Annotated in this window: 18 protein-coding genes; 9 read left to right on the top strand and 9 right to left on the bottom strand. The window is 65.6% G+C overall.

What is annotated here, in order from left to right; translation table 11 throughout:
- Positions 1-144: 144 nt before the first annotated feature.
- Genes D3880_RS13075 through D3880_RS13065 form a run of 3 tightly spaced genes read right to left on the bottom strand, consistent with a single transcriptional unit; the run spans position 145 to position 3,006 of the window.
- Positions 145-876, bottom strand: a complete 732-nt coding sequence (locus D3880_RS13075; protein ID WP_119893882.1) for a sulfite exporter TauE/SafE family protein — start codon at positions 874-876, stop codon at positions 145-147.
- Positions 869-1,672 carry an SDR family NAD(P)-dependent oxidoreductase gene (locus D3880_RS13070; RefSeq protein ID WP_119893881.1) on the bottom strand — a complete coding sequence of 268 codons (804 nt, stop codon included), beginning with the start codon at positions 1,670-1,672 and terminating at the stop codon, positions 869-871. The genes D3880_RS13075 and D3880_RS13070 overlap by 8 nt, the downstream gene beginning before the upstream one ends.
- A complete protein-coding gene (locus tag D3880_RS13065) occupies positions 1,669-3,006 on the bottom strand; it encodes a flavin-containing monooxygenase (protein WP_119893880.1) in 1,338 nt (445 codons plus the stop codon). Before D3880_RS13065 ends, D3880_RS13070 begins: the two co-directional genes overlap by 4 nt.
- A 215-nt stretch (positions 3,007-3,221) precedes the next feature.
- On the opposite strand from D3880_RS13065, the gene D3880_RS13060 reads away from it, so the two are divergent.
- Both D3880_RS13060 and D3880_RS13055 read left to right on the top strand, forming a co-directional pair.
- Positions 3,222-3,911 carry a spermidine synthase gene (locus D3880_RS13060; RefSeq protein WP_238474452.1) on the top strand — a complete coding sequence of 230 codons (690 nt, stop codon included), beginning with the start codon at positions 3,222-3,224 and terminating at the stop codon, positions 3,909-3,911.
- A 146-nt stretch (positions 3,912-4,057) separates the two neighbouring features.
- Positions 4,058-6,232 (top strand): methyl-accepting chemotaxis protein, encoded by a 2,175-nt coding sequence (locus D3880_RS13055; protein WP_119893879.1) that lies wholly within the window; start codon positions 4,058-4,060, stop codon positions 6,230-6,232.
- A 138-nt stretch (positions 6,233-6,370) separates the two neighbouring features.
- Here the strand turns inward: D3880_RS13055 and D3880_RS13050 are convergent, their stop codons facing one another.
- On the bottom strand, positions 6,371-7,162 hold the full coding sequence (locus D3880_RS13050) for a crotonase/enoyl-CoA hydratase family protein (protein WP_119893878.1): 792 nt from the start codon (positions 7,160-7,162) through the stop codon (positions 6,371-6,373).
- Positions 7,163-7,553: 391 nt separating this feature from the next.
- Here D3880_RS13050 and D3880_RS13045 point away from each other — a divergent pair, with 391 nt between their 5' ends.
- Positions 7,554-9,221, top strand: coding sequence for a DEAD/DEAH box helicase (locus D3880_RS13045; protein WP_119893877.1), 1,668 nt, complete (start codon positions 7,554-7,556; stop codon positions 9,219-9,221).
- A gap of 267 nt (positions 9,222-9,488) precedes the next feature.
- On the opposite strand, the gene D3880_RS13040 is transcribed toward D3880_RS13045, so the two are convergent.
- The 4 genes from D3880_RS13040 to D3880_RS13025 all read right to left on the bottom strand — a co-directional run bounded on the left by D3880_RS13040 (position 9,489) and on the right by D3880_RS13025 (position 13,046).
- On the bottom strand, positions 9,489-10,256 hold the full coding sequence (locus D3880_RS13040) for a DODA-type extradiol aromatic ring-opening family dioxygenase (RefSeq protein WP_119893876.1): 768 nt from the start codon (positions 10,254-10,256) through the stop codon (positions 9,489-9,491).
- Between the two features lie 145 nt (positions 10,257-10,401).
- Positions 10,402-11,289 carry a protease HtpX gene (gene htpX / locus D3880_RS13035; protein ID WP_119893875.1) on the bottom strand — a complete coding sequence of 296 codons (888 nt, stop codon included), beginning with the start codon at positions 11,287-11,289 and terminating at the stop codon, positions 10,402-10,404.
- A 90-nt stretch (positions 11,290-11,379) separates the two neighbouring features.
- Complete coding sequence (locus tag D3880_RS13030; RefSeq protein WP_119893874.1) at positions 11,380-11,832, bottom strand: hypothetical protein; 453 nt, start codon at positions 11,830-11,832, stop codon at positions 11,380-11,382.
- A 2-nt stretch (positions 11,833-11,834) separates the two neighbouring features.
- Entirely contained in the window at positions 11,835-13,046 is a 1,212-nt protein-coding gene (locus D3880_RS13025; RefSeq protein ID WP_119893873.1) for a pyridoxal phosphate-dependent aminotransferase, read from the bottom strand.
- Positions 13,047-13,224: 178 nt separating this feature from the next.
- Between D3880_RS13025 and msrB the strand changes: the two genes are divergently transcribed.
- The 3 genes from msrB (at position 13,225) to D3880_RS13010 (ending at position 14,890) form a co-directional block, all read left to right on the top strand.
- A complete protein-coding gene (gene msrB / locus D3880_RS13020) occupies positions 13,225-13,620 on the top strand; it encodes a peptide-methionine (R)-S-oxide reductase MsrB (RefSeq protein WP_119893872.1) in 396 nt (131 codons plus the stop codon).
- A gap of 311 nt (positions 13,621-13,931) precedes the next feature.
- Positions 13,932-14,417 (top strand): glutathione peroxidase, encoded by a 486-nt coding sequence (locus tag D3880_RS13015; protein ID WP_119893871.1) that lies wholly within the window; start codon positions 13,932-13,934, stop codon positions 14,415-14,417.
- A complete protein-coding gene (locus tag D3880_RS13010; RefSeq protein ID WP_218567575.1) occupies positions 14,414-14,890 on the top strand; it encodes a MarR family winged helix-turn-helix transcriptional regulator in 477 nt (158 codons plus the stop codon). Before D3880_RS13015 ends, D3880_RS13010 begins: the two co-directional genes overlap by 4 nt.
- Here D3880_RS13010 and D3880_RS13005 read toward each other — a convergent pair.
- Entirely contained in the window at positions 14,874-17,195 is a 2,322-nt protein-coding gene (locus D3880_RS13005; protein WP_119893870.1) for a hybrid sensor histidine kinase/response regulator, read from the bottom strand. The genes D3880_RS13010 and D3880_RS13005 overlap by 17 nt on opposite strands.
- A gap of 106 nt (positions 17,196-17,301) precedes the next feature.
- Here D3880_RS13005 and D3880_RS13000 point away from each other — a divergent pair, with 106 nt between their 5' ends.
- From D3880_RS13000 to D3880_RS12990, 3 genes are all read left to right on the top strand, one after another.
- Positions 17,302-18,192: an ATP-binding protein gene (locus D3880_RS13000; RefSeq protein ID WP_119893869.1), complete on the top strand. Its 891-nt coding sequence runs from the start codon at positions 17,302-17,304 to the stop codon at positions 18,190-18,192.
- 594 nt (positions 18,193-18,786) lie between these two features.
- Entirely contained in the window at positions 18,787-20,040 is a 1,254-nt protein-coding gene (glyA, locus tag D3880_RS12995; protein WP_119893868.1) for a serine hydroxymethyltransferase, read from the top strand.
- A 146-nt stretch (positions 20,041-20,186) separates the two neighbouring features.
- A complete protein-coding gene (locus D3880_RS12990; RefSeq protein WP_119893867.1) occupies positions 20,187-21,437 on the top strand; it encodes a sarcosine oxidase subunit beta family protein in 1,251 nt (416 codons plus the stop codon).
- Positions 21,438-21,537 lie beyond the last annotated feature (100 nt).

Here is a 21,537-nt window from a genome sequence, read left to right as displayed (position 1 = left end):
ATAGGTGGGTCGTATCAGCGCGTCGGCGGTCCGTTTTCGTAGGATGGGTTGAGCAACGCGATACCCATCGCCCCTCACGCCGCGCTTGTTGGGTATCGCTGCGCTCAACGCCAACCTACGGAAGCAAACCGGTGCCGATAATGATCAGGCGCGCCAGGCCAGCAGGGCGCCGGTGACGCACAGCAGCACATAGATGCCGATGCGAAAATGCTGTTCGGCCACCCGGTGGTGCAGGTGTTCGCCGAGCAGCACGCCGATGGCCAGCAGCGGCAGGTAGCTGGCGACATGCGGCAGCGCCGGGGTCAGGCTGCCCTTGGCCAGGAAAGCCAGGGTCAGCACGCTGTTGAGGCTGAACCAGACGCACACCAGGGTGGCGCGCAAGCGCGCCTTGTCCAGCTCGGTGGCGGCCAGGGCGTAGACCAGCAGCGGTCCGCCGGAGGCGAACAGGCCGTGACTGATGCCGGCGGCGCCGATCTGCAAACGGGTCATCCACCGCGGTGTGCGCCCGGCCGGTTTGCTTTGGCCCATGCGCAACAACTCGCGCAGGGCGAACCAGACGATCAGCACGCCGAAACCCTGCTTCAGCGCACCGTCGCTGAGCCAGGGGCTGAGACCGAAGCCGAGCAGGGTGCCGATCAGCATGCCGGGCAGGATCAGGCCGAGCAGCAGGCGGCGGTCGATCAGGCCGCGCAGCTTCCAGCTCAGGTAGCCGCTCATGAAGATGTTCAGCGTCACCAGCACCGGCAGCAGGTCCTTGATCGGCAACACCAGGGCGCCGAGCGACAGGGCAATCACCACGCTGCCGAAGCCGGTCATGGCCTCCAGGGTGTAGGCGAGGAAGATGAAGACGCCGAGCAGCAGCCAGGGGTCAAGCATCGGAGGCTCCAGACTTAGGCAGCTCGCCGGCGAAGCGGCGGCTCATCTGCCGGTAGTAGAAAGCCGGCGCCAGGCGCCAGAGCAGGCTGGCGAGATAACTGCCGCGGTCCGGGAACAGCCGCTCGCGGCGCTGCTCCAGCGCACGCAGGATCTGTCCGGCCATCCAGTCGGCGCCGCGCACCTTGCCGATGGTCGAGCGCGCATGGCCGGCCGGTTGACCATCGGCGCCGAGGGCGTGGCGTTCGATGCTGGTGTCGAGGAAGCTCGGGTAGACCAGCAGCAGGTGGATGCCGTCCAGTGTCAGCTCCGCCCGCAGTACCTCGAAGAACTGGCCCAGCGCGCTCTTCGCCGCGCAGTAGCCGGCGCGGCCGAGCACTGGCATCCAGCCGGCCATCGAGCCGATGGCGGTGATCTGGCCGCGGCTTTCCCGCAGCAGCGGCAGGGCGGCGAGGGTCAGCTCCACCGGTGCTTGGTAATCCACGGCCATGACCTTGCGGAATACCGCCGGGTCGGTGCGGGTGGCGGGCGAGCGGTGGGTGATGCCGGCGTTGTTGATCAGCAGGTCGAGGCGGCCGAAGCGTGCACGGCACTGTTCGAGCAGCTGCCGCTGCAGTCGCGTGTCGGTGATATCGCCGGCGATCCCCATGACCCCGTGCCCGCCGAGTTGGGCAACGCGCTCGGCCAGGGCGGGCGCGTCGATATCAGTCAGCAGCAGATGATCGCCCCGCGCATGGCAGGCGCGCGCCAGCTCCCAGCCGAGGCCGTTGGCGGCCCCGGTGATCAGCGTGACGGTCATGCTTGTGCGGCTGCTTGTAGGGGCTTGCCGGCCTGGGCCGGCAACGTCTGGCGTAGTTCGTCGCTGTGCTGCTTGATGCTGGCGCGGTAGCTGTCCTTGTGCACGTAGTAGGCCATGCGTTCGAGGTCGAGGTAGGCGTAGCCGCCGTCCAGGCGAATGCTCGCCCGTTCGTGTTTCAGTGCCTTGAATTGCTGTGCCGCCTTGCTGCCGGCCTGTAGCTGGCGGATATACAGGGCGACCAGCTCGGCCTGTTCGTCGCGGCCCTGCCAGCCGAGGCCGGAGGCTTCGACCATGCCCATCATGAACAGGTCGTCGTATTGCGGGTGGAACACATTGAGATACAGCTGCGGCGCGCCGGTGCGCTCGGGCCAGTTCAGATGGGCGCGGTCGATGAAGGGGTAGTCGAGCTTGTAGCCGGTACCCATGAGGATCAGGTCGTACTCGGCCTGCTCGCCGTCGCTGAAGGTCACCTGCTGGTCGTCGATTCGGGCGATGTCGCGGCGCGCCTGGATGTCGCCGTGGCCGAGGTGGTGCAGCACCAGCGAGTTCATTACCGGGTGCGACTCGTAGAGCTTGTAGTCCGGGTCGGGCAGGCCGTACTGCGACGGCTTGCCGACCAGCGCGCGCACCAACAGGCCGTCGAGGCGCTGCTTGAGCGGGCGCGGCAGCTTGATCGCGCCGCCGAAGGTGTCAGTCGGCCGGCCGAGGATGAACTTGGGCAGGAAGTAGTAGCCGCGGCGCACCGACAGGTCGACCGAGGCGGCGCGGTGCACGGCGTCGACGGCGATGTCGCAGGCCGAGTTGCCGCAGCCGACCACCAGCACGCGCTTGCCGTCGAACACCGCCGGCGAGCGGTAGTCGCTGGAGTGCAGCAGCTCGCCGCTGAAGTCGCCGGGCAGGCTCGGCAGGTTGGGCTTGTGCAGGGTGCCGTTGGCGATCAGCACGCCGTCGAACTGCCACTCGCGGCGCTCGCCGGCGCGCTCGCTGGTCAGTTTCCAGCCCTGGTCCAGGCGCTCGACGTTGAGCACGCGGGTGTTGAACTGGTAATGCTCGTACAGGCCGAAGTGCTCGGCGTAGTCGCGGAAATAGCGGCGCATCTCGCTGTGGTGCGGGTAGGGCGCCACCTCGTCGCGCATCGGGAATTCAGTGAACTCGGTAGTGCCCTTGGAGGAGATCAGGTGCGCCGAGTCGTACATGGTGCTGTGCGGGTTGTCGATGTCCCACAGGCCGCCCACGTCGCTGTTCAGTTCGAAACCGACGAAGGCAATGCCGTGTTTGTGCAGTTGCCGGGCAGTGCACAGGCCCATGGGGCCGGCGCCGATGATGGCGTACATAAGTGGGACCTCAATCTAGTTATTGGTATGGCGGAATTATCGCGTGACCGGGACCGGGCTGTTCAATGACAATCGGCGCCGTTAACGCCGGACGACTGGTCGGCGATGTCATGCCGGATTGCCGCGAGAGGAACAGAGCTGTGCCGCTACACGAAGAGCCGAAAGAAGAGCACCTGCTCGCCGAGGTACGCGATGAGTTCGGCGTGATCCGGGTGATGGAAGTCGGCGACTACCGCTTCCTCGAGTTCGGCGAAGCGATCGAGCAGAGCTGCGTGTTCACTCCCGACCCCAGCTGGCTGGAGTACGACTACACCCGCGCCATGCTGCTCGGTGCGCTGGCTCATCCGGCGCCGGAGTGCGCGCTGTTCCTCGGCCTCGGCGCCGGCAACCTGACCCAGGCCTGCCTGAAGTTCCTGCCGCTGGAGGATGTCGAGGCCATCGAGCTGCGCCCGGACGTGCCGCGCCTGGCCATGCAGTACCTGGGCCTGGACGACGACCCGCGCCTGACCATCCGCATCGGCGATGCCATGGAGCTGCTGGCGACGGCGGAAAGCGCCGACCTGATCTTCGTCGACCTGTATACCGACACCGGCCCCGGAGTCGGCCACCTGGCCTGGAAATTCCTCGAGTCTTGCCAGCAGCGCCTCAATCCGGGCGGCTGGCTGGTGATCAACCAGTGGGCCTGTAACGACGGCAAGCCGCTGGGCGCCGCCTTGTTGCGTGGCCTGTTCCACCGCCATTACTGGGAGTGCCCGGTGAAGGAGGGCAACGTCGTGCTGCTGGTGCCAGCCGATCTCGATCAGCAGCTGGATCTCGCCGCCTTGTATTCCAAGGCGGCGGCCATGGCGCCGCAGTTGGGTTATTCCCTGAAGTCCCTGATCGATGTGCTGCGCCCGGCCAGCTGAGCCGATAGTGGTGCGGTTTCGCCGTCTTGCACCATTTTGGTGAGCCTGCGCTACGCTGCCACTTCCCGGGAAATGCCCGTTGTAGATGGCTGGCCTGCTAATTGCTGAGGTGATGGCTCCTTGATGTCAGGCAGTAAGGAGCCCGCATGTCGACCCTGCACAGCAACGCGATGCACCTGTCCACCGCCGAACGAGGCTGGCTGCCCTGGTGGGGCAAGACCGGCAAACTGGCGATGGCGCGTTCCTGCTGGTTGAACCGGCACATCTACCCGGTGGTCGAGCAGACCTTCGAAGGCATCGCCCAGACCCGGGTGAAGATCCTGCAGAACTGGGCCCGCGCCCAGTGGGAGCACCTGGCCGAGCTGGCCGATGTGCTGGCCCGTGATTTTCCGCCCGGCGACGTGGCGCAGTACGACAGCGCCTTGCTGCACGCTAAGCGCCGTCAGGCGGCGGATTTTTCCGAGCTGTTCATCGTCGAGCGCGGCGGTCGGGTGCTGGCCTCCACCCATGCCGCTCACCTCAATGCCAGCGACGTGGCGCCGCGCGCGCTGGCCGAGGGCCTGCAGCGGCCCTTCCTGCACGGCCCCTATGTCGATCCGTTGACCCGCAGCCTCGGCCCCTCCACCTCACGCTTCCACGATGCGGTGACGCTGATGTTCTACCAACCGATCGTGGTGGCCGGCGAAGTGCGCGGTTGCCTGTGCGGACGGGTGCCGAACGACGTGCTCGGCGACCTGATCCAGCGCGAGGCGGGGCATATCTTCCCGGAATCCGGCGACAACTACCTGTTTATGGTCGAGTCCCGCTTCGATCCGGCGGTCGCGCAGGGCACCGCGCTGTCACGCTCACGCTTCGAGGACAACACCTTCAGCCACGGCGAGAACCTCAAGAGCGGGGTGAACACCGACTGGGGCGTGGTCAGCGTGCGCGAGCACACCGAGCTGGAGCTGCGCTTCACCGACCCGGCCACCGGCCAGCTGCACCCCGGCGTGCGCGAGACCATCCGTAACGGCTCCAACCTGTTCGTCACCTATCCCGGCTATTCCGACTATCGGCATATCCCAGTGATCGGCAAGGGCGTGACCTTCCAGCTGCCGAGCTCGCCCGACCGCTGGGGGATGATGTGCGAAGCCGACCTGGAAGAGGTCTACCGCCGTCGTTCGCTGAGCTTCGGGCTGATGAAGACCTACCTGCTCACCGTGGTGGCGCTGTTCGGCATTCGCTGTGCCTTGCAGCACTTCAGCGGCCTGCCGTTGTGGGCGCTGGATCTGGTCGACGGTGGCCTGTTGCTGGGCGGCGCCTGGTTCTTCGCCGCCTTCGGCCCGCGCCGGCTGGCGGCGCGCATGGGCGCAATGACCGAGGTGATCCGCACTATCGCCGAGGGCGAGGGCAACCTGCGCCAGCGCCTCGACAGCAGTCGCCTGGCGGCCGATGAGACCGGCGACATGGGCCGTTGGATCAACAGCTTTATCGACAACCTCGACGGCATCGTCGGCCAGGTGATCCAGGCCTCGCTGAGCGTCAAACAGACCAACGAAACCATGCTCGAGCGCAGCAGCGAGGCCGGCAAGACCACCCGCGAAGTCACCGAGGCGGTGCACCGCATGCTGCTGTTGGTGGAGGAACAGCTCGGTGAGATCCAGCAGGCGTCGATGACCGCCGAGGACATGAAACAGGCGATGGACGAGGTGGTCGAGCGCGCCCGCGTGCAGTTCGAGGCGGTGCGCGCGGGGACCCAGTCGATCCGCGACGTAGTGGCGCGTTCGGCGCGCAGCGTGCAATCGCTGGACAGCCGCATGGCGGAGATCGGCAACATCGTCGGCCTGATCAGCGACATCACCAACCAGACCAACCTGCTGGCGCTCAATGCCGCCATCGAGGCAGCGCGGGCCGGCGAGCACGGCCGCGGCTTCGCCGTGGTGGCCGGCGAGGTGCGCACCCTGGCCTCGCGTACCGCCAGCGCCGCCGAGGACATCCGCCACATGGTCGCCGGCCTGCAGAGCGAGACGCAGGAGGCGGTGGCCTTCATGCAGGGCGGGGTGCAGGATGTCGACAACAACCTGCGGCGCACCGAGGAGGCGTCTTCGGAGAACCTGCACCTGCACCAGACGGTGGAGCGCATGTTCGCTATCATCCAGCAGCTCAACGAGCGCAGCCTGCACTACGGCCAGAGCATCCGCGGCGTCGACCAGGCGTCCGGGGAGATGGGGGAAACGGTCGGTGTCCTGCACAGCAGCGCGGAAACTGTGCGCCATACGGCGAGCAAACTGCAGCAACTGGTCGGCCAGTTCAAGGTCAGTTCGACTTCGTTGTCGGCGTGATGGTGGCGAGGGGCAACCCGGTTGCAATCCGGGCATGCGTGGTAGGTTGGCGTTGAGCGCAGCGATACCCAACGAGCGGTCGAGATGGGTATCGCTGCGCTTAACCCATCCTACGGGAGCGTGTCAGCTTGGCTGCGCTCAACGCCCCTTGAATACCCCGGGACGGCGTTCCTGCATGGCACGCACGCCTTCCTCGGCGTCTTCGCTGGCCATCAGCTGCGGCACCGTGGTGGCGAAGCTGCGCACGGCGGCCGCCTCGCCCTCGCGCACCGCCTGGCGCGCCGAGGCCAGGGTCGCCTGCACGCCGAGCGGCGCCTGCGCGGCGATGCGTTCGGCCAGGTACAGGGCGCGCGGCAGCAGGTCCTCGCTGGCCAGCACTTCCTGCACCAGGCCGATGCGGTAGGCTTCATGCGCATCGAACTCGTCGCCGGTGAGCAGCCAGCGCATGGCGTTGCCCCAGCCGGCGGTCTGGTACAGGCGCAGGGTGGCGCCGGCAAAGGGGAAGATGCCGCGCTGCACTTCCATCTGGGCGAAGCGCGTGTTGCTGGCGCACAGGTTGATGTCCGAAGCCAGCATCAGTTCGATGCCTATGGTGTAGCAATAGCCCTGCACGGCGACTATCACCGGCTTGCTCACCCGCGGCCCGCCAAATACGCCCCAGGGGTCGCAGGCGCCTGCAGGAGGAGTCCAGCCGGCGGCGAAGCTGGGGCCGATCTGGGCCAGGTCGAGGCCGGCGGTGAAGTGCTCGCCATGGGCGAACACCACGGCGACGCGGGCCTCGCTGTCGCGCTCGAACTCGCCGTAGGCCAGGCAGAAGTCGTTCAGCAGGTCGAGGTCGAAGGCGTTGCGCTTGGCGCTGCGATCGACGCCGATGAGCATGATGTGCCCCCGTTTTTCCCGGCTGACACGGCCGCTGGAGCTTTGAGTCATGGCATGGGTCCTTGTGCTGGCAATGGGCGATAGGGGCTTGTATAGCGCGCCATGCGGGGGCTTGTCCAAGCCATTCGATCCGCGGGTTTGAGCGGCGCAAACAGGTTGACCGTTCAGCGGGGTGTCACCCTTTGGTGGGAAAAACTCGCACGAGGGTCAGGATTTTCCGGTATAGTGCGCGCCGGCCAGTTACCTGGCCGCGTTTGAGGTAATGCAATCTCCCCCGAAGCCAGCCTTCGGCAGCGTGTCCGCCCTGCGGACTACTTTTGACGATTCATCCATTCACGTTTTCGCAAATCCCCGCCGACCAAGGCTGTCAGGGTGACCTTCGGGTCTTTCATGGCATGTGCAGCTTCGGAACATGGGTCTTTGCGGATTTAGAGGCAGACCCATGACCCAAGTATCCGGCGGATTCGCCGCGCTCGAGCTCCATCCCAATATTGTTGCCGCCGTCGTTGCGACCGGCTACGAAGAGCCCTCTGCGATCCAGGCCCAGTCGATTCCGGTGATCCTCGCCGGCCACGACATGATCGGCCAGGCGCAGACCGGTACCGGCAAGACCGCCGCCTTCGCGCTGCCGATTCTGAGCCGCATCGACCCGGCCAAGCGCGAGCCGCAGGCGCTGATCCTGGCGCCGACCCGCGAGCTGGCCCTGCAGGTGGCCACCGCGTTCGAAACCTACGCCAAGCAAATGCCGGGGGTGAATGTCATCGCCGTGTATGGCGGCGCGCCCATGGGCCCGCAGCTGAAGGCCATCCGCAATGGTGCGCAGATTGTCGTCGCCACGCCGGGTCGCCTGGTCGACCACCTGCGCCGTGACGAGAAGGTGCTGTCCACCATTCAGCATCTGGTCCTCGACGAAGCCGACGAAATGCTCAAGCTCGGCTTCATGGATGACCTCGAGGTCATCTTCGCCGCCATGCCGGAGACCCGCCAGACCGTACTGTTCTCGGCCACCTTGCCGCATTCGATTCGCGCCATTGCCGAGAAGCATCTGCGCAATCCAAAGCACGTCAAGATCGAAACCAAGACCCAGACCGTGACCGCCATCGAGCAGGCCCACCTGCTGGTGCATGCCGATCAGAAGCATTCGGCCGTGCTGCGCCTGCTGGAAGTCGAAGAGTTCGACGCGCTGATCGCCTTCGTGCGTACCAAGCAAGCCACCCTGGATCTGGCCTCGGCGCTGGAAGCCAAGGGCTACAAGGCCGCTGCGTTGAACGGCGACATCGCCCAGAACCAGCGTGAGCGGGTGATCGACTCGCTGAAAGATGGCCGTCTGGACATCGTCGTCGCCACCGACGTCGCCGCCCGTGGCCTGGACGTACCGCGCATCACCCACGTGTTCAACGTCGACATGCCGTACGACCCGGAATCCTACGTGCACCGCATCGGTCGCACCGGCCGTGCCGGTCGTGAAGGCCGCGCCCTGTTGCTGGTGACGCCGCGCGAGCGGCGGATGCTGCAAGTGATCGAGCGCGTGACCGGGCAGAAAGTCGACGAAGTGCGCCTGCCCAACTCGCAACAAGTGCTGGATGCGCGGATCAAGAAGCTCACCAACAGCCTGCGCCCGTTGGTGGCCGATGCGGAAGCCAGCCATGGTGACCTGCTCGACCGTCTGACCAGCGAGATCGGTTGCAGCCCGCGTGCCCTGGCCGCGGCCCTGCTGCGCAAGGCCACCAACGGTCAGGCGCTGAGCCTGGCTGAGGTCGAGCGCGAGCAGCCGCTGGTGCCGAGCAGCGCCCCGCGCGCCGCCCGCCCCGAGCGCAGCGAACGCAGTGGCGAACTTCGCGAGCGCCGCGCGCCGGTACCGCTGGCCGAAGGTCGCGCCCGTTGCCGCACCGCGCTGGGCACCCGTGACGGCATCGCCGCGCGCAACCTGCTCGGCGCCATCCTCAACGAAGGCGGTCTGACCCGCGAAGAGATCGGCCGCATTCAGGTGCGCGAATCCTTCAGCCTGGTCGAGTTGCCGGAAGAGGGCCTGGAGCGCCTGCTCGGCAAGCTCAAGGACACCCGTGTCGGTGGCAAGCAGCTGAAGCTGCGCCGCTATCGCGAGGATTGATCCCGCCGCGCTAATGAAAAAGCCCCGCCTAGTGCGGGGCTTTTTGTTTGGCCATGTCCCAGTTATGTATCGTAACCGCCGGACCGCTGGCTCCCCTCTCCCATTCATGGGAGAGGGGTTGGGGGAGAGGGAAGCAGGCAGGCAAGGCGTTGACCCGATCGCTCCGCCCCCCGCCCCGGCCCTCTCCCGGAGGGGTGAGGGATAAAAGCCCCATGCCCAAGTGTCCGGCCAACCCCTAACTGAGAAACAGTTTGTCTGCCCGATGAGTCAGTCGAAACGGTAGATATCCATGCCCAACGCGCCGAGGGTGAAGCCCTCATGCACCAGGCTGAAGCGCTGGCCGGCGCCGCGGGCGAAATACAGTGGCAGCAGGTGTTCGTCGCTCGGATGGTTGCGCGCGGCGGCGGGCGCCAGGCGGCGGTAGTCGTGCAGGGCGGCTTCGTCGTCGCGGGCGAGCTGTTCCACTATCCAGTCGCGGAACGCCTTGGCCCAGGGCGTGATCACCTCCGGGCCGGCGTGCCAGTCGAGTTCGCCGAGGTTGTGGGTGATGCTGCCGGAGCCGATCAGCAGCACACCCTGCGCGCGCAGGGCGGCGAGGGCGCGGCCGACGCGGGTCTGGAAAGCCGGGCCGAGCTGGCTGGGCAGCGACAGCTGCACGACCGGGATGTCGGCGGCCGGGTACATCAGCGACAGCGGCACCCAGGTGCCGTGGTCGAACGGGCGTTGCTCATCGAGGCGGGCCGCCAGGCCGTGCTCACGCAGCAGGGCGGCGGCTTCCTCGGCCAGCTGCGGCGAGCCGGGGGCCGGGTAGTCGAGGCTGTAGAGCTCGGCCGGGAAGCCGCGAAAGTCGTGCCAGGTGGTCGGTTTAGCGGCGCTGCTGAGCAGCAGTTCACGGCTTTCCCAGTGGGCGGAAACCACCAGGATGGCGCGCGGTTTCGGTAACTCGGCGGCCAGGCGCGCCAACGCCGGGCCGCTGGCGCCTGGTTGCAGGGCCAGCATCGGTGAGCCGTGGGAGATGAACAGACTGGGCAGCATCAGGTTTTCCTCCGGTAGATGCTGTCATCATCCGGCCGGGATATATCGACTTCCAGTATAAATTTTCGAGCGATTTGATCGAATTCGTCGCTGTTTTCACGCAATAAAAAGGGCGGCCAGAGCCGCCCTTGTCGTTGCCGATCGATCAGCCGCGGCGACGCAGCGCTTCGATGCGCTCTTCCAGCGGCGGGTGGCTCATGAACAGGCGCTTCAGCCCGTGCTTGATGCCGCCGTTGATGCCGAAGGCGGTCAGGGTGTCGGGCATGTGCACCGGCACACCCTGTTCGGCGCGCAGGCGCTGCAGGGCATTGATCATCGAGCCGGTGCCGGCGAGGTGAGCGCCGGCTTCGTCGGCACGGAATTCGCGGCGCCGCGAGAACCACATGACGATGGCGCTGGCGAGAATGCCGAGGACCAGTTCGGCGACGATGGTGGCGATGTAGAAGGCCGGGCCGTGGCCCTCTTCGCTCTTGAACACCACCTTGTCGATGAAGTTGCCGAAGATCCGCGCGAAGAACATCACGAAGGTGTTCACCACGCCCTGGATCAGCGCCAAGGTGACCATGTCGCCGTTGGCCACGTGGCCGATTTCGTGGGCCAGCACGGCCTTCACTTCATCCGGCGAGAAACGCTCGAGCAGGCCCTGACTGACGGCGACCAGGGCGTCGTTCTTGTTCCAGCCGGTGGCGAAGGCGTTGGATTCGTAGGCAGGGAAGATGCCGACTTCCGGCATCTTGATCCCGGCTTCGCGGGCCAGCTCCTCGACGGTTTGCAGCAGCCATTGTTCGTGGCGGGTGCGCGGTTGGCTGATGATCTGGGTGCCGGTGCCCATCTTCGCCATCCACTTGGAGATGAACAGCGAGAACAGCGAGCCGGCGAAGCCGAACACGCCGCAGAACACCAGCAACTGCTGGAGATTCAGATCGACCCCGTTAGCCGCCATGAACCCGTCGAAGCCGAGCAGGCTGAGGGTGATGCTGGCGATCAGGATCACCGCCAGGTTGGTGGCCAGGAACAGCAGGATGCGCATCATGGTGTAAAGCTTCTCCTCACGGCGAAAGACATACGGATTATGCGGGCTATATAGGGGCGGGCCCTAGTGCTATTCAACCTGGGGACTATTTCAAACTATGTCGCTTGGGCTGGCCAGGGTGCCGTCGAACAGCAGTCGCGCCAGTCGGGCGATGCGCTCACTGTGGCGGCTGGCGAGCGCCTCGCGCAGCTGATGGGCGAGGGTGGCCTGCACGCGACGCACGCTCGGCGGCAGCGCTTCAGCGTCGCGCAGGGTATGGGGAATGGCGCGGGACAGGCGCAGGAAGCCCTTTTCGCTGAGCACCGACTGGTCCAGGGCGTCATAGTGGATGGTCGACTCGTAGCGCAGATAACCCTCGTCGGCCAGCCACAGCAGCGCGCCGAGGCAGCTCTGGTGGCGCTTGCTCGGCAGACCGAACTCATCCGGCTCTTCGCGGCCGATCAGGTCTTCGACATACAGCGCGGTCTTGCGCGGAAAGGCCTGATACAGCTGCAGCAGGCCGGCCGCGCAGTCCTTGTAGAAGTCATCGATCTGCAGATCCATGGTTACTGGCTGTAGGACTTGAGGAAGTGGCCGATGCGGCCGATCGCCTGCTCCAGATCGTCCACGCGCGGTAGGGTGACCACGCGGAAGTGGTCCGGCCACGGCCAGTTGAAGGCGGTGCCTTGGACGATCAACAGCTTCTCGGACAGCAGCAGGTCGAGGACGAATTTCTCGTCGTTGTGGATCGGGCAGACCTTCGGATCGATCTTCGGGAAGGCGTAGAGCGCGCCCATCGGCTTGACGCAGCTGACCCCGGGGATGTCGTTGAGCAGTTCCCAGGCGCGGTTGCGCTGTTCCAGCAGGCGGCCGTTGGGCAGCACCAGGTCGTTGATGCTCTGGTAGCCGCCCAACGCGGTCTGAATCGCATGCTGGCTCGGCACGTTGGCGCACAGGCGCATGTTGGCGAGGATGTCCAGGCCCTCGATGTAGCTCTGGGCCCGGTGCTTGGGCCCGGAAATCGCCACCCAGCCGGAGCGGAAACCGGCCACCCGGTAGGACTTGGACAGGCCGTTGAAGGTCAGGCACAGCACGTCCGGTGCCAGCGAAGCGGTGGAGATGTGCACGGCCTCGTCGTAGAGAATCTTGTCGTAGATCTCGTCGGAGAACAGCACCAGGTTGTGCTGGCGGGCCAGTTCGACCATGCCCTCCAGCACTTCCTTGGAATACACGGCGCCGGTCGGGTTGTTCGGGTTGATGATCACCATGGCCTTGGTGTTGGGGGTGATCTTGGCCTTGATGTCGTCGAGATCGGGCCACCAGTTGGCTTGCTCGTCGCACAGGTAGTGCACCGGATTGCCGCCGGCCAGCGCCACGGATGCCGTCCACAGTGGGTAGTCCGGGGCCGGGATCAGCACTTCGTCGCCGTTGTTGAGCAGCGCCTGCATGGCCATCACGATCAGCTCGGAAACGCCGTTGCCGAGGTAGATGTCCTCGATACCGACGCCTTCCACCTGCTTCTGCTGGTAGTACTGCATCACTGCCTTGCGCGCGCTGAACAGGCCCTTGGAGTCGCTGTAGCCCTGGGCGGTCGGCAGGTTGCGGATCACGTCCTGGAGGATCTCGTCCGGCGCTTCGAAACCGAACGGCGCCGGGTTGCCGATGTTCAGCTTGAGGATGCGGTGGCCTTCCTCTTCCAGGCGTTTGGCGTGCTTGAGCACCGGGCCGCGAATGTCGTAGCAGACATTGGCGAGCTTATTGGATTTGCTGACCTGCATGTAGGGGACCCTGAAATGAACGAACGCCGCAGAAAGGGCTGGTAAAGAGTCAGCTGGCGCGGCTTGGCAGCCTGTAACGCGGGTGACAGACTGGCGTCTAAAAAGAGCCGCAATCATACGTGCGGCCCGATTCCCGGAAAAGGTATCGATCGGCTTTTTTAGCTCACGAGGTAGCCCCATGGATAAGCTCGAGAAACCCCTGGAAACCTGGCGCGAGGAGCTCTCCGACACGCAGTTCCATATCTGCCGGCTGGGCGGTACGGAGCGGGCGTTCACCGGCGAGTATCACGCCACCAAGACACCGGGGCTCTATCGCTGCGCCTGCTGCGGCACGGCGCTGTTCGATTCGGACGCCAAGTACGATTCCGGTAGCGGTTGGCCGAGCTACTTCCAGCCGGTTTCCAGCGAGGCGATTGCCAGCAAGGACGACTTAAGCCACGGCATGCACCGCATCGAAGTCAAATGCGGCAAGTGCGATGCCCACCTCGGCCATGTGTTTCCCGACGGCCCGGCACCCACGGGCCTGCGCTACTGCATCAACTCGGCCTCGCTGAAGCTCGAGCCCCGCGGCTAGAACCTGTCTACGATCTGCTGCGCGTCGGTCAAACTGCGTTGAAAACGGCTTCGGAAAGCAGCTTGCTGCTAACGCGCTTTAGCGCGGCCCAAAGGGCGAGTGAAACGAGTCATGCTCATTTACAACGCGTAAACTCCGCTTCCTCAGCCGTTTTCGCCTTGTTTGACTCTAGCTCGCGAGATCGTAAGCAGGTTCTAGGCGCGGCGATAAGGCTCGTCCATGGGCGGGCCTTATTTTGGCTTATATAAATTGTGCGCAATTCAATTGCGCGCTATTTTGAATCTCCCTAACCTTCAAGCAGGACCGCAACCATGAGCGATGCACTCCTCAACATCCCGTGCACCACCATCAAGGGCGAGCAGAAGACCCTCGCCGAGTTCGGTGGCAAGGCGCTGCTGGTGGTCAATACCGCCAGCGAGTGTGGCTTCACTCCGCAGTACAAGGGGCTGGAAAGCCTCTGGCAGCGGTACAAGGACAAAGGCTTGGTGGTGCTCGGCTTTCCCTGCAACCAGTTCGGCAAGCAGGAGCCGGGCGACGAGGGCGCCATCAGCGAGTTCTGCGAGCTGAACTTCGGCGTCAGCTTCCCGCTGTTCAAGAAGATCGAGGTCAACGGTGCCAATGCCCACCCCCTGTATGTGCAGCTGAAGCAGCGCGCCCCGGGCCTGCTGGGCAGTAAGGGCATCAAGTGGAACTTCACCAAGTTCCTGCTCGATGCTAATGGCAAGCAGATCAAGCGTTTCGCCCCCGCCACCAAGCCGGAAGACCTGGCGGCCGAGATCGAAGCGCTGCTGCAATGAACCAGCAATCACAGCTGCCGACGGAGATGGCCTCGCTGCTGTTGAGCGATCAGCTGTGCTTCAAGCTGTATGCGGCCTCGCGGGCGGTGATCCGGGCTTACAAGCCGATGCTCGATGAGCTGGGGCTGACCTACCCGCAGTACCTGGTGATGCTGGTGCTTTGGGAGTGGCAGCAGGAGTCGCCGCCGCAACCGACGGTGAAGGCTCTGGGCCAGCGCTTGCTGTTGGATTCCGGGACGCTGACGCCGCTGCTCAAACGCCTGCAGCAGTTGGGCCTGGTGCAGCGCCAGCGCGCCGCCGCGGACGAGCGGGAAGTCCACCTGGGCCTGACCGAGGCGGGGCGCCAGCTACGCGAGCGAGTGTTGCCGCTGAAGACCCGGCTGCTCTGCGACAGCGGCGCCGATGCGCAGCAGCTGGGCGAGCTGCGCAACCTAGTGGGCGGCTTGCTCGATAGGCTTATTGCGGCTTCCTGACGTCCAGCCACAGTTTCAGCCGCGCCGCCAGCTCCTCGCGGCGAAAGGGCTTGGCCAGATAGTCGTTCATGCCGGCGGCGCGGCAACGCTCGCGCTCGTCCGGCAGGGCGTTGGCGGTCAGGGCGATGATCGGTAGGTCCGGCCAGCGTCCGCTCTGGCGAATGCGTCGGCTCGCTTCGTAACCATCCATCACCGGCATATTGCAGTCCATCAGCACCAGGTCGATGGCGTGCTGCTCCAGCAGTTCCAGCGCTTGCGCTCCATGGGCGGCGACCAGCACTTCACAGCCCATCTTGCGCAGCATGCCCTGGGCGACCAGTTGATTCACCGGGTTGTCCTCCACCAGCAGCACACGGCCGCCGCCGTTGGCCGGCGTGGCGGAGGGCAGGGCGCTGTCGAGCGTGCCTTGCTGCGGTTGCAGGGCGCGTTGCAATGCCTGGTAGAGCGTCGCGCGGGCCAGCGGTCGGGCCAGTTGCTCGAAGGGAGCCATCTGGCTGGCCCGCTCGGTGGGGATGAAGTTGCCATAGGCGGTGACCAGCAGGATCGGCAGGCGCAGCTGTGAGCGCAGCTCTTCCAGCGGTTCCGGGCGGTCGCTGATCAAGATGTCGGCGTCGAGGATCTCCAGCGTATTGTCGGGATCGCGGCGCTGGTAATCCAGGCCCCAGGCTGGCAATAGGGTGCCAAGCAGTTCGGCCAGGCCGCTGTTGGCCGGACACAGCGCCGCCACACGGCCCTGTAAGCGGGGCAGTGCCGTGGCGGTTTGCGCCGAGACCAGTGGCAGGCTGGCGTAGAACTCACTGCCCATGCCGAGTTGCGAACTGAGGCTGAGCTGGCCGTGCATGGCTTCGCACAGACGTTGCGTCAGCGCCAGGCCGAGGCCGGTGCCGCCGTATTCGCGGGTGATGTCGACACCGGCCTGGGCGAACGGCTGGAAAATACGCGCCTGGGCGTTCACCGGGATGCCGATGCCGCTGTCGCGCACGGCGATACGCACGCCCGTGGGGCTATGGCTGACACGCACATCGACACGCCCGGCATGCGTGAATTTCAGCGCGTTGGACAGCAGGTTGCTGACGATCTGCCGCACTCGGGTGGGGTCGCCGAGCAGCTGCGCCGGCAGTTGCGGGTCGATCAGGCAGGTCAGCTCGACGTTCGCGGCGGCGTTCTGCGACAGCAGGCTGGCGGTCTCTTCGATCAACGCGCCGAGGTCGAAGGCAATGTGCTCCAGCTCCAGTTGCCCGGCCTCGAACTTGGACAGGTCGAGGATGTCGTTGAGCAATTCCACCAGCACCTTGCCGGAGTCGTGAGCGATCGACAGCTGCTGGCGCTGCTCGGTATTCAGCGGGCCGTCGAGGGCCAGGGTGAGCATGCCGAGCAAGCCGTTGAGTGGCGTGCGAATCTCATGGCTCATCGCGGCGAGAAAAACCGAACGGGCTCGAGCGACCGTCACGGCGTCACTGCGCGCCAGTTCCAGCTCCTGATTGGAGTGCTGCAGCCGGGCGTTGGCGGCTTGCAGCTCGTCGGTGCGGATGGAGACGATGCTTTCCAGTTCGTTGAGGTATTGGCTCAGGCGCTGTTCGGCATCGTGGCGCTGGGCGATTTCGTGGCCGATGTCGGCCAGTTGCCGATTGGTGACGCTGACCAGTTCGCCGATTTCGTCGCGCTCGTGGCCGGCCGGGTAGGGCAGCGGGGCGTCGTTGGGGCGGCGCGGGTCGCGGTTGCTGAGGGCGCCGATCACCCCCACCAGCGGTTTGGTCAGCATGAAATAGAACAGCACCAGCAGGATCAGCGAAAGCAACAGGCTGAGGGCGAAGCCGGTGATGAAGGTCAGCAGGGCGCGGCGCAGGAAATGGCTGCCGAAGACATAGGTGTCGATGGTCAGGTGCAGGGTGCCGAGGGCCTCGTGCGGCTCCTGGGCGATGAACAGTAAGTCCTCGAAGTGGCGAGTGGCGCCGAAGAGAAAGTCATTGAGTATGCGCAGGTCGCTTTCAAGTCGCGGTCGGCTGGTGCTGGCCAGGATTGCCCCGTGGTTGTCGATGATCTCGGCGCCGATCACGGCCGGCGAGCGCAGCAGGCCGGCGACCAACTCCTGCGCCAGTTCGGCGTCGATGTTGTAGGCGATACGGGTGGCGGGGTTGTGGCTGACCTCCAGCAAGGCGCGAATCTCGCGATTGATGGAGGCATCTTCGCTGGCATAATCGACGCTCACCTGAATCAGGCTGAGCAGGGTGCCGAGGATAAACGCTACCAGAACCGTCAAGCCGGCCTGTTTGAACGACAGACGTTGGGTCAGCGCTATATCCATGGGTAATCAAGCTGGTCTCGAGTCCATTTGCCCGCCGAGCATAGCCCATCCGCAGCACTGGCTGGCAGGCCGAACTATCCGTAAACCGATCCATAAGGAGTGAATTGTGGACTCCCGCCTGAATGCTTTTCTCGAGCGTGCCGAGGCCGTTCTGGCCCGCCTGGAGCCGTTGCTGCCGAGCCCGCGCGTGACGATCGACTGGAGCCGCAGCCTGGCGGCGCGCTGGCACCGTGAGGGTCATGGGGGCTATCTGCAGCCGCTGGACGTGAGCCTGGATCTTAATCTCAGCGATCTGATCGGCGTGGATAAGCAGCGCGAGCAGCTAGCGCGCAATACCCGCCAGTTCGTCGATGGCTTGCCCGCTAACCATGCGCTGCTCTGGGGCGCGCGCGGGACCGGCAAGTCGTCGCTGGTGCGCGCGCTGCTGGCCGAGCATGGCGGCGCCGGGTTGCGCCTGATCGAGATCGAGCGCGACCATCTGGCCGACTTGCCGCGGGTGGTGGAGCAACTGGCGAAGCTGCCACAGCGTTTCGTGCTGTTCTGCGACGACCTGTCCTTCGAGGCCGGCGAGGGCGACTACCGGGTGCTGAAAAGCGTGCTCGACGGCTCGCTGGAGCGCGCGCCGGACAACGTGCTGCTGTATGCCACCTCCAATCGCCGCCATCTGGTGCCGGAAAAGCAGAGCGACAACGACAACTGGCAGATGGTCGACGGCGAACTGCATCCCAACGAGGCGGTGGAGGACAAGATCGCGCTCTCCGACCGTTTCGGCCTGTGGCTGTCCTTCTACCCCTTCAGCCAGGAGCACTTCCTTGAGGTGGTGCGCCACTGGATCGCGGTGCTGGCCGCCGCCGCCGGTTTGCGCTGGGCCTGGGACGAGGAGCTGAGCAAGGCCGCGATCCGCTGGGCGCTCGGGCGCGGCAACCGCAACGGGCGCTGCGCCTACCAGTTCGCCCGCTACTGGGTGGGGCTGCAACTGCTGGAGTCGCGGGCATGAGCGCGCGCTGGGGTCGCCAAGCCTGACGGCTGCGCTGGCTCGTCTTGCTAAGAACCTATCTCGGATCTGCTGCGCGTCGGCCCAACGGCTTTCAGCGCTTAGCCCGCTTCCTACCCATGCGTTAGCAGCGCGTCCGCGCTGCGCGCTTCATCGCCCTTGGCCGCGGCCGCGCTTCAGCACTTCCGCCGGCAGCCGCAGCCCGCTGCACCGCGCAACGCGTATCCGCTTCCTCCTGGCGAGCGGATGGGGCGCAGGCTTGGCGCCGCCGATCAACCCTCCTGCGTCCGGGCCATGGTCCGGGACGGCAAGCCTCATCGCGCCGTTGCTCTCCGGGTTTCGCTGCCATCTGGGTCAGTTTGGGCATTTTGACGTCGCAAACAGGCAAATGGCGGTCATGGGTATTTCGCACAATCGGTCGCAACAGGCCCAGACCGACCGCCAGAACCGGTGTCGCCATCCCCCGCGAGCCTGCTGCCACGCGACCCGCGGAGGCGCTCCGGGAAACCGGGACGAGGACGGCACGCCCCGATCCGTTGGGGCAAAGGGCGGCCCCAACACTAGACGCGACAGCAGGTTGTCGCAGGGAGATCAGCGATGTTCAGCAAGCACGACCAGATCCAGGGCTACGACGACGAACTGCTCAGCGCCATCAACGAAGAGGAACGTCGTCAGGAAGACCATATCGAGCTGATCGCCTCGGAGAACTACACCAGCCAGCGCGTCATGCAGGCGCAGGGCAGCGGCCTGACCAACAAGTACGCCGAGGGCTACCCGGGCAAGCGCTACTACGGTGGCTGCGAATTCGTCGACAAGGTCGAGCAGCTGGCCATCGATCGTGCCAAGCAGCTGTTCGGCGCCGACTATGCCAACGTCCAGCCGCACTCCGGCTCCCAGGCCAACAGCGCGGTCTACCTGGCCCTGCTGCAGGCCGGCGACTGCATTCTCGGCATGAGCCTGGCCCACGGCGGCCACCTGACCCACGGCGCCAAGGTCAGTTCATCCGGCAAGCTCTACCACGCCGTGCAGTACGGCCTGGACACCGCCACTGGGCTGATCGACTACGACGAAGTGGAGCGCCTGGCGCTCGAGCACAAGCCGAAGATGATCGTCGCTGGCTTCTCCGCCTACTCCAAGACCCTCGACTTCCCGCGTTTTCGCGCCATCGCCGACAAAGTGGGTGCCTACCTGTTCGTCGACATGGCCCACGTCGCCGGCCTGGTCGCCGCCGGCCGGTACCCGAACCCGCTGCCCTACGCGGACGTGGTCACCACCACCACCCACAAGACCCTGCGCGGCCCGCGCGGCGGCCTGATCCTGGCGCGCAAGAACGAGGAGATCGAGAAGAAGCTCAACTCCGCGGTGTTCCCGGGCGCTCAGGGCGGCCCGCTGATGCACGTGATCGCCGGCAAGGCGGTGTGTTTCAAGGAGGCACTGGAGCCGGGCTTCAAGACTTACCAGCAGCAGGTGATCGTGAATGCCCAGGCGATGGCCGAAACCTTCGTCGCCCGCGGCTTCGACGTGGTTTCCGGCGGCACCGACAACCACCTGTTCCTGCTCAGCCTGATCAAGCAGGGCCTGACCGGCAAGGAGGCCGATGCGGCGCTCGGCCGCGCCGGCATCACCGTCAACAAGAATGCCGTGCCCAACGATCCGCAGAGCCCGTTCGTGACGTCCGGCATCCGTATCGGCACCCCGGCCATCACCACCCGCGGGCTGAAGGAAGAGCAGAGCCGCGAACTGGCCGGCTGGATCTGCGACATCCTCGACCACCTCGGCGATGCCGATGTCGAGGCGCAGGTGGCCAAGCAGGTCGCCGGGCTGTGTGCGGACTTTCCGGTCTATCGTTGATCCAAATTCCCCTCTCCCCCTTCTCTTAACAGAGAGCCGGGAAAGGGTGCCCGAAGGGCGGGAGAGGGTGGTGGGCCAAACGGCGGCCCTCTCCCCCGGCCCCTCTCCCACAAGTGGGAGAGGGGAGCAGAACCAGGAGCATCCACATGCAGCGTTATTCCGGCTTCGGCCTGTTCAAGCACTCCCTCAGCCACCACGAGAACTGGCAGCGGATGTGGCGCACCCCCACGCCGAAGCCGGTGTACGACGTGGTCATCGTCGGCGGTGGCGGGCATGGTCTGGCCACCGCCTACTACCTGGCCAAGGAATTCGGCGTGAAAAACGTCGCGGTGGTGGAGAAGGGCTGGCTGGGCGGCGGCAACACTGCGCGCAACACCACCATCGTGCGCTCCAACTACCTGTGGGACGAATCGGCGCACATCTACGAGCACGCGATGAAGCTGTGGGAAGGCCTGTCCCAGGACCTCAACTACAACGTCATGTACTCGGCCCGCGGCGTGTTCAACCTCGGCCATACCCTGCAGGACATGCGCGACATCGAGCGGCGGGTGAGCGCCAACCGCCTCAACGGCATCGACGGCGAAGTGCTCGATGCCCAGCAGGTCGAGGAGCTGATTCCCTACCTGGACTGCAGCAAGAACACCCGCTACCCGGTAATGGGCGCCTCTCTGCAGCGGCGGGGCGGCGTCGCCCGTCACGATGCGGTGGCCTGGGGCTTCGCCCGCGCCGCCGACGCCCTGGGCGTGGACCTGTTGCAGAACACCGAGGTGACCGGCTTTCGCAAGCAGGACGGCGCGGTCATCGGCGTCGAGACCAACCGCGGCTTTATCGGCGCCAAGCGCGTCGGCGTGGTCACCGCCGGCAACTCCGGGCATATGGCCAAGCTCGCCGGCTTCCGCCTGCCGCTGGAGTCGCACCCGCTGCAGGCGCTGGTGTCCGAGCCGATCAAGCCGGTCATCGACAGCGTGATCATGTCCAACGCCGTGCATGGCTACATCAGCCAGTCGGACAAGGGCGACCTGGTCATCGGCGCCGGCATCGACGGCTACAACGGCTACGGCCAGCGCGGTTCCTACCCGACCATCGAGCACACCCTGCAGGCCATCGTCGAGATGTTCCCGGTGCTCTCGCGGGTACGCATGAACCGCCAGTGGGGCGGCATAGTCGATACCACCCCGGACGCCTGCCCAATCATCGCCAAGACGCCGGTGAAGAACCTGTTCTTCAACTGCGGTTGGGGCACCGGTGGCTTCAAGGCCACTCCGGGCTCGGGCCACGTGTTCGCCGCCAGCCTGGCCAAGGGCGAGATGCACCCGCTGGCCCAGCCGTTCGCCATCGAGCGCTTCCACACCGGCGCGCTGATCGACGAGCACGGCGCGGCCGGGGTCGCGCACTAAAAGGTCGCCCGGAGGGCGACGGCTGATGACCCTCTCCCCCTTCTCTTAACAGAGAGCCGGGAGAAGGTGCCCGAAGGGCGGGAGAGGGTGGCGTGGCTTA

Origin of the sequence: Pseudomonas cavernae (genome assembly GCF_003595175.1) — a bacterium.
GTDB classification, from domain to species: domain Bacteria; phylum Pseudomonadota; class Gammaproteobacteria; order Pseudomonadales; family Pseudomonadaceae; genus Aquipseudomonas; species Aquipseudomonas cavernae.
This window is presented reverse-complemented; position numbering and strand designations above follow the sequence as displayed.

Coding starts and splice junctions, on each gene's coding strand:
- D3880_RS13075 (WP_119893882.1), bottom strand. CDS start 876: ATGCTTGACCCCTGGCTGCTGCTCGGCGTCTTCATCTTCCTCGCCTAC.
- D3880_RS13070 (WP_119893881.1), bottom strand. CDS start 1,672: ATGACCGTCACGCTGATCACCGGGGCCGCCAACGGCCTCGGCTGGGAG.
- D3880_RS13065 (WP_119893880.1), bottom strand. CDS start 3,006: ATGTACGCCATCATCGGCGCCGGCCCCATGGGCCTGTGCACTGCCCGG.
- D3880_RS13060 (WP_238474452.1), top strand. CDS start 3,222: ATGGAAGTCGGCGACTACCGCTTCCTCGAGTTCGGCGAAGCGATCGAG.
- D3880_RS13055 (WP_119893879.1), top strand. CDS start 4,058: ATGTCGACCCTGCACAGCAACGCGATGCACCTGTCCACCGCCGAACGA.
- D3880_RS13050 (WP_119893878.1), bottom strand. CDS start 7,162: ATGACTCAAAGCTCCAGCGGCCGTGTCAGCCGGGAAAAACGGGGGCAC.
- D3880_RS13045 (WP_119893877.1), top strand. CDS start 7,554: ATGACCCAAGTATCCGGCGGATTCGCCGCGCTCGAGCTCCATCCCAAT.
- D3880_RS13040 (WP_119893876.1), bottom strand. CDS start 10,256: ATGCTGCCCAGTCTGTTCATCTCCCACGGCTCACCGATGCTGGCCCTG.
- htpX (WP_119893875.1), bottom strand. CDS start 11,289: ATGATGCGCATCCTGCTGTTCCTGGCCACCAACCTGGCGGTGATCCTG.
- D3880_RS13030 (WP_119893874.1), bottom strand. CDS start 11,832: ATGGATCTGCAGATCGATGACTTCTACAAGGACTGCGCGGCCGGCCTG.
- D3880_RS13025 (WP_119893873.1), bottom strand. CDS start 13,046: ATGCAGGTCAGCAAATCCAATAAGCTCGCCAATGTCTGCTACGACATT.
- msrB (WP_119893872.1), top strand. CDS start 13,225: ATGGATAAGCTCGAGAAACCCCTGGAAACCTGGCGCGAGGAGCTCTCC.
- D3880_RS13015 (WP_119893871.1), top strand. CDS start 13,932: ATGAGCGATGCACTCCTCAACATCCCGTGCACCACCATCAAGGGCGAG.
- D3880_RS13010 (WP_218567575.1), top strand. CDS start 14,414: ATGAACCAGCAATCACAGCTGCCGACGGAGATGGCCTCGCTGCTGTTG.
- D3880_RS13005 (WP_119893870.1), bottom strand. CDS start 17,195: ATGGATATAGCGCTGACCCAACGTCTGTCGTTCAAACAGGCCGGCTTG.
- glyA (WP_119893868.1), top strand. CDS start 18,787: ATGTTCAGCAAGCACGACCAGATCCAGGGCTACGACGACGAACTGCTC.
- D3880_RS12990 (WP_119893867.1), top strand. CDS start 20,187: ATGCAGCGTTATTCCGGCTTCGGCCTGTTCAAGCACTCCCTCAGCCAC.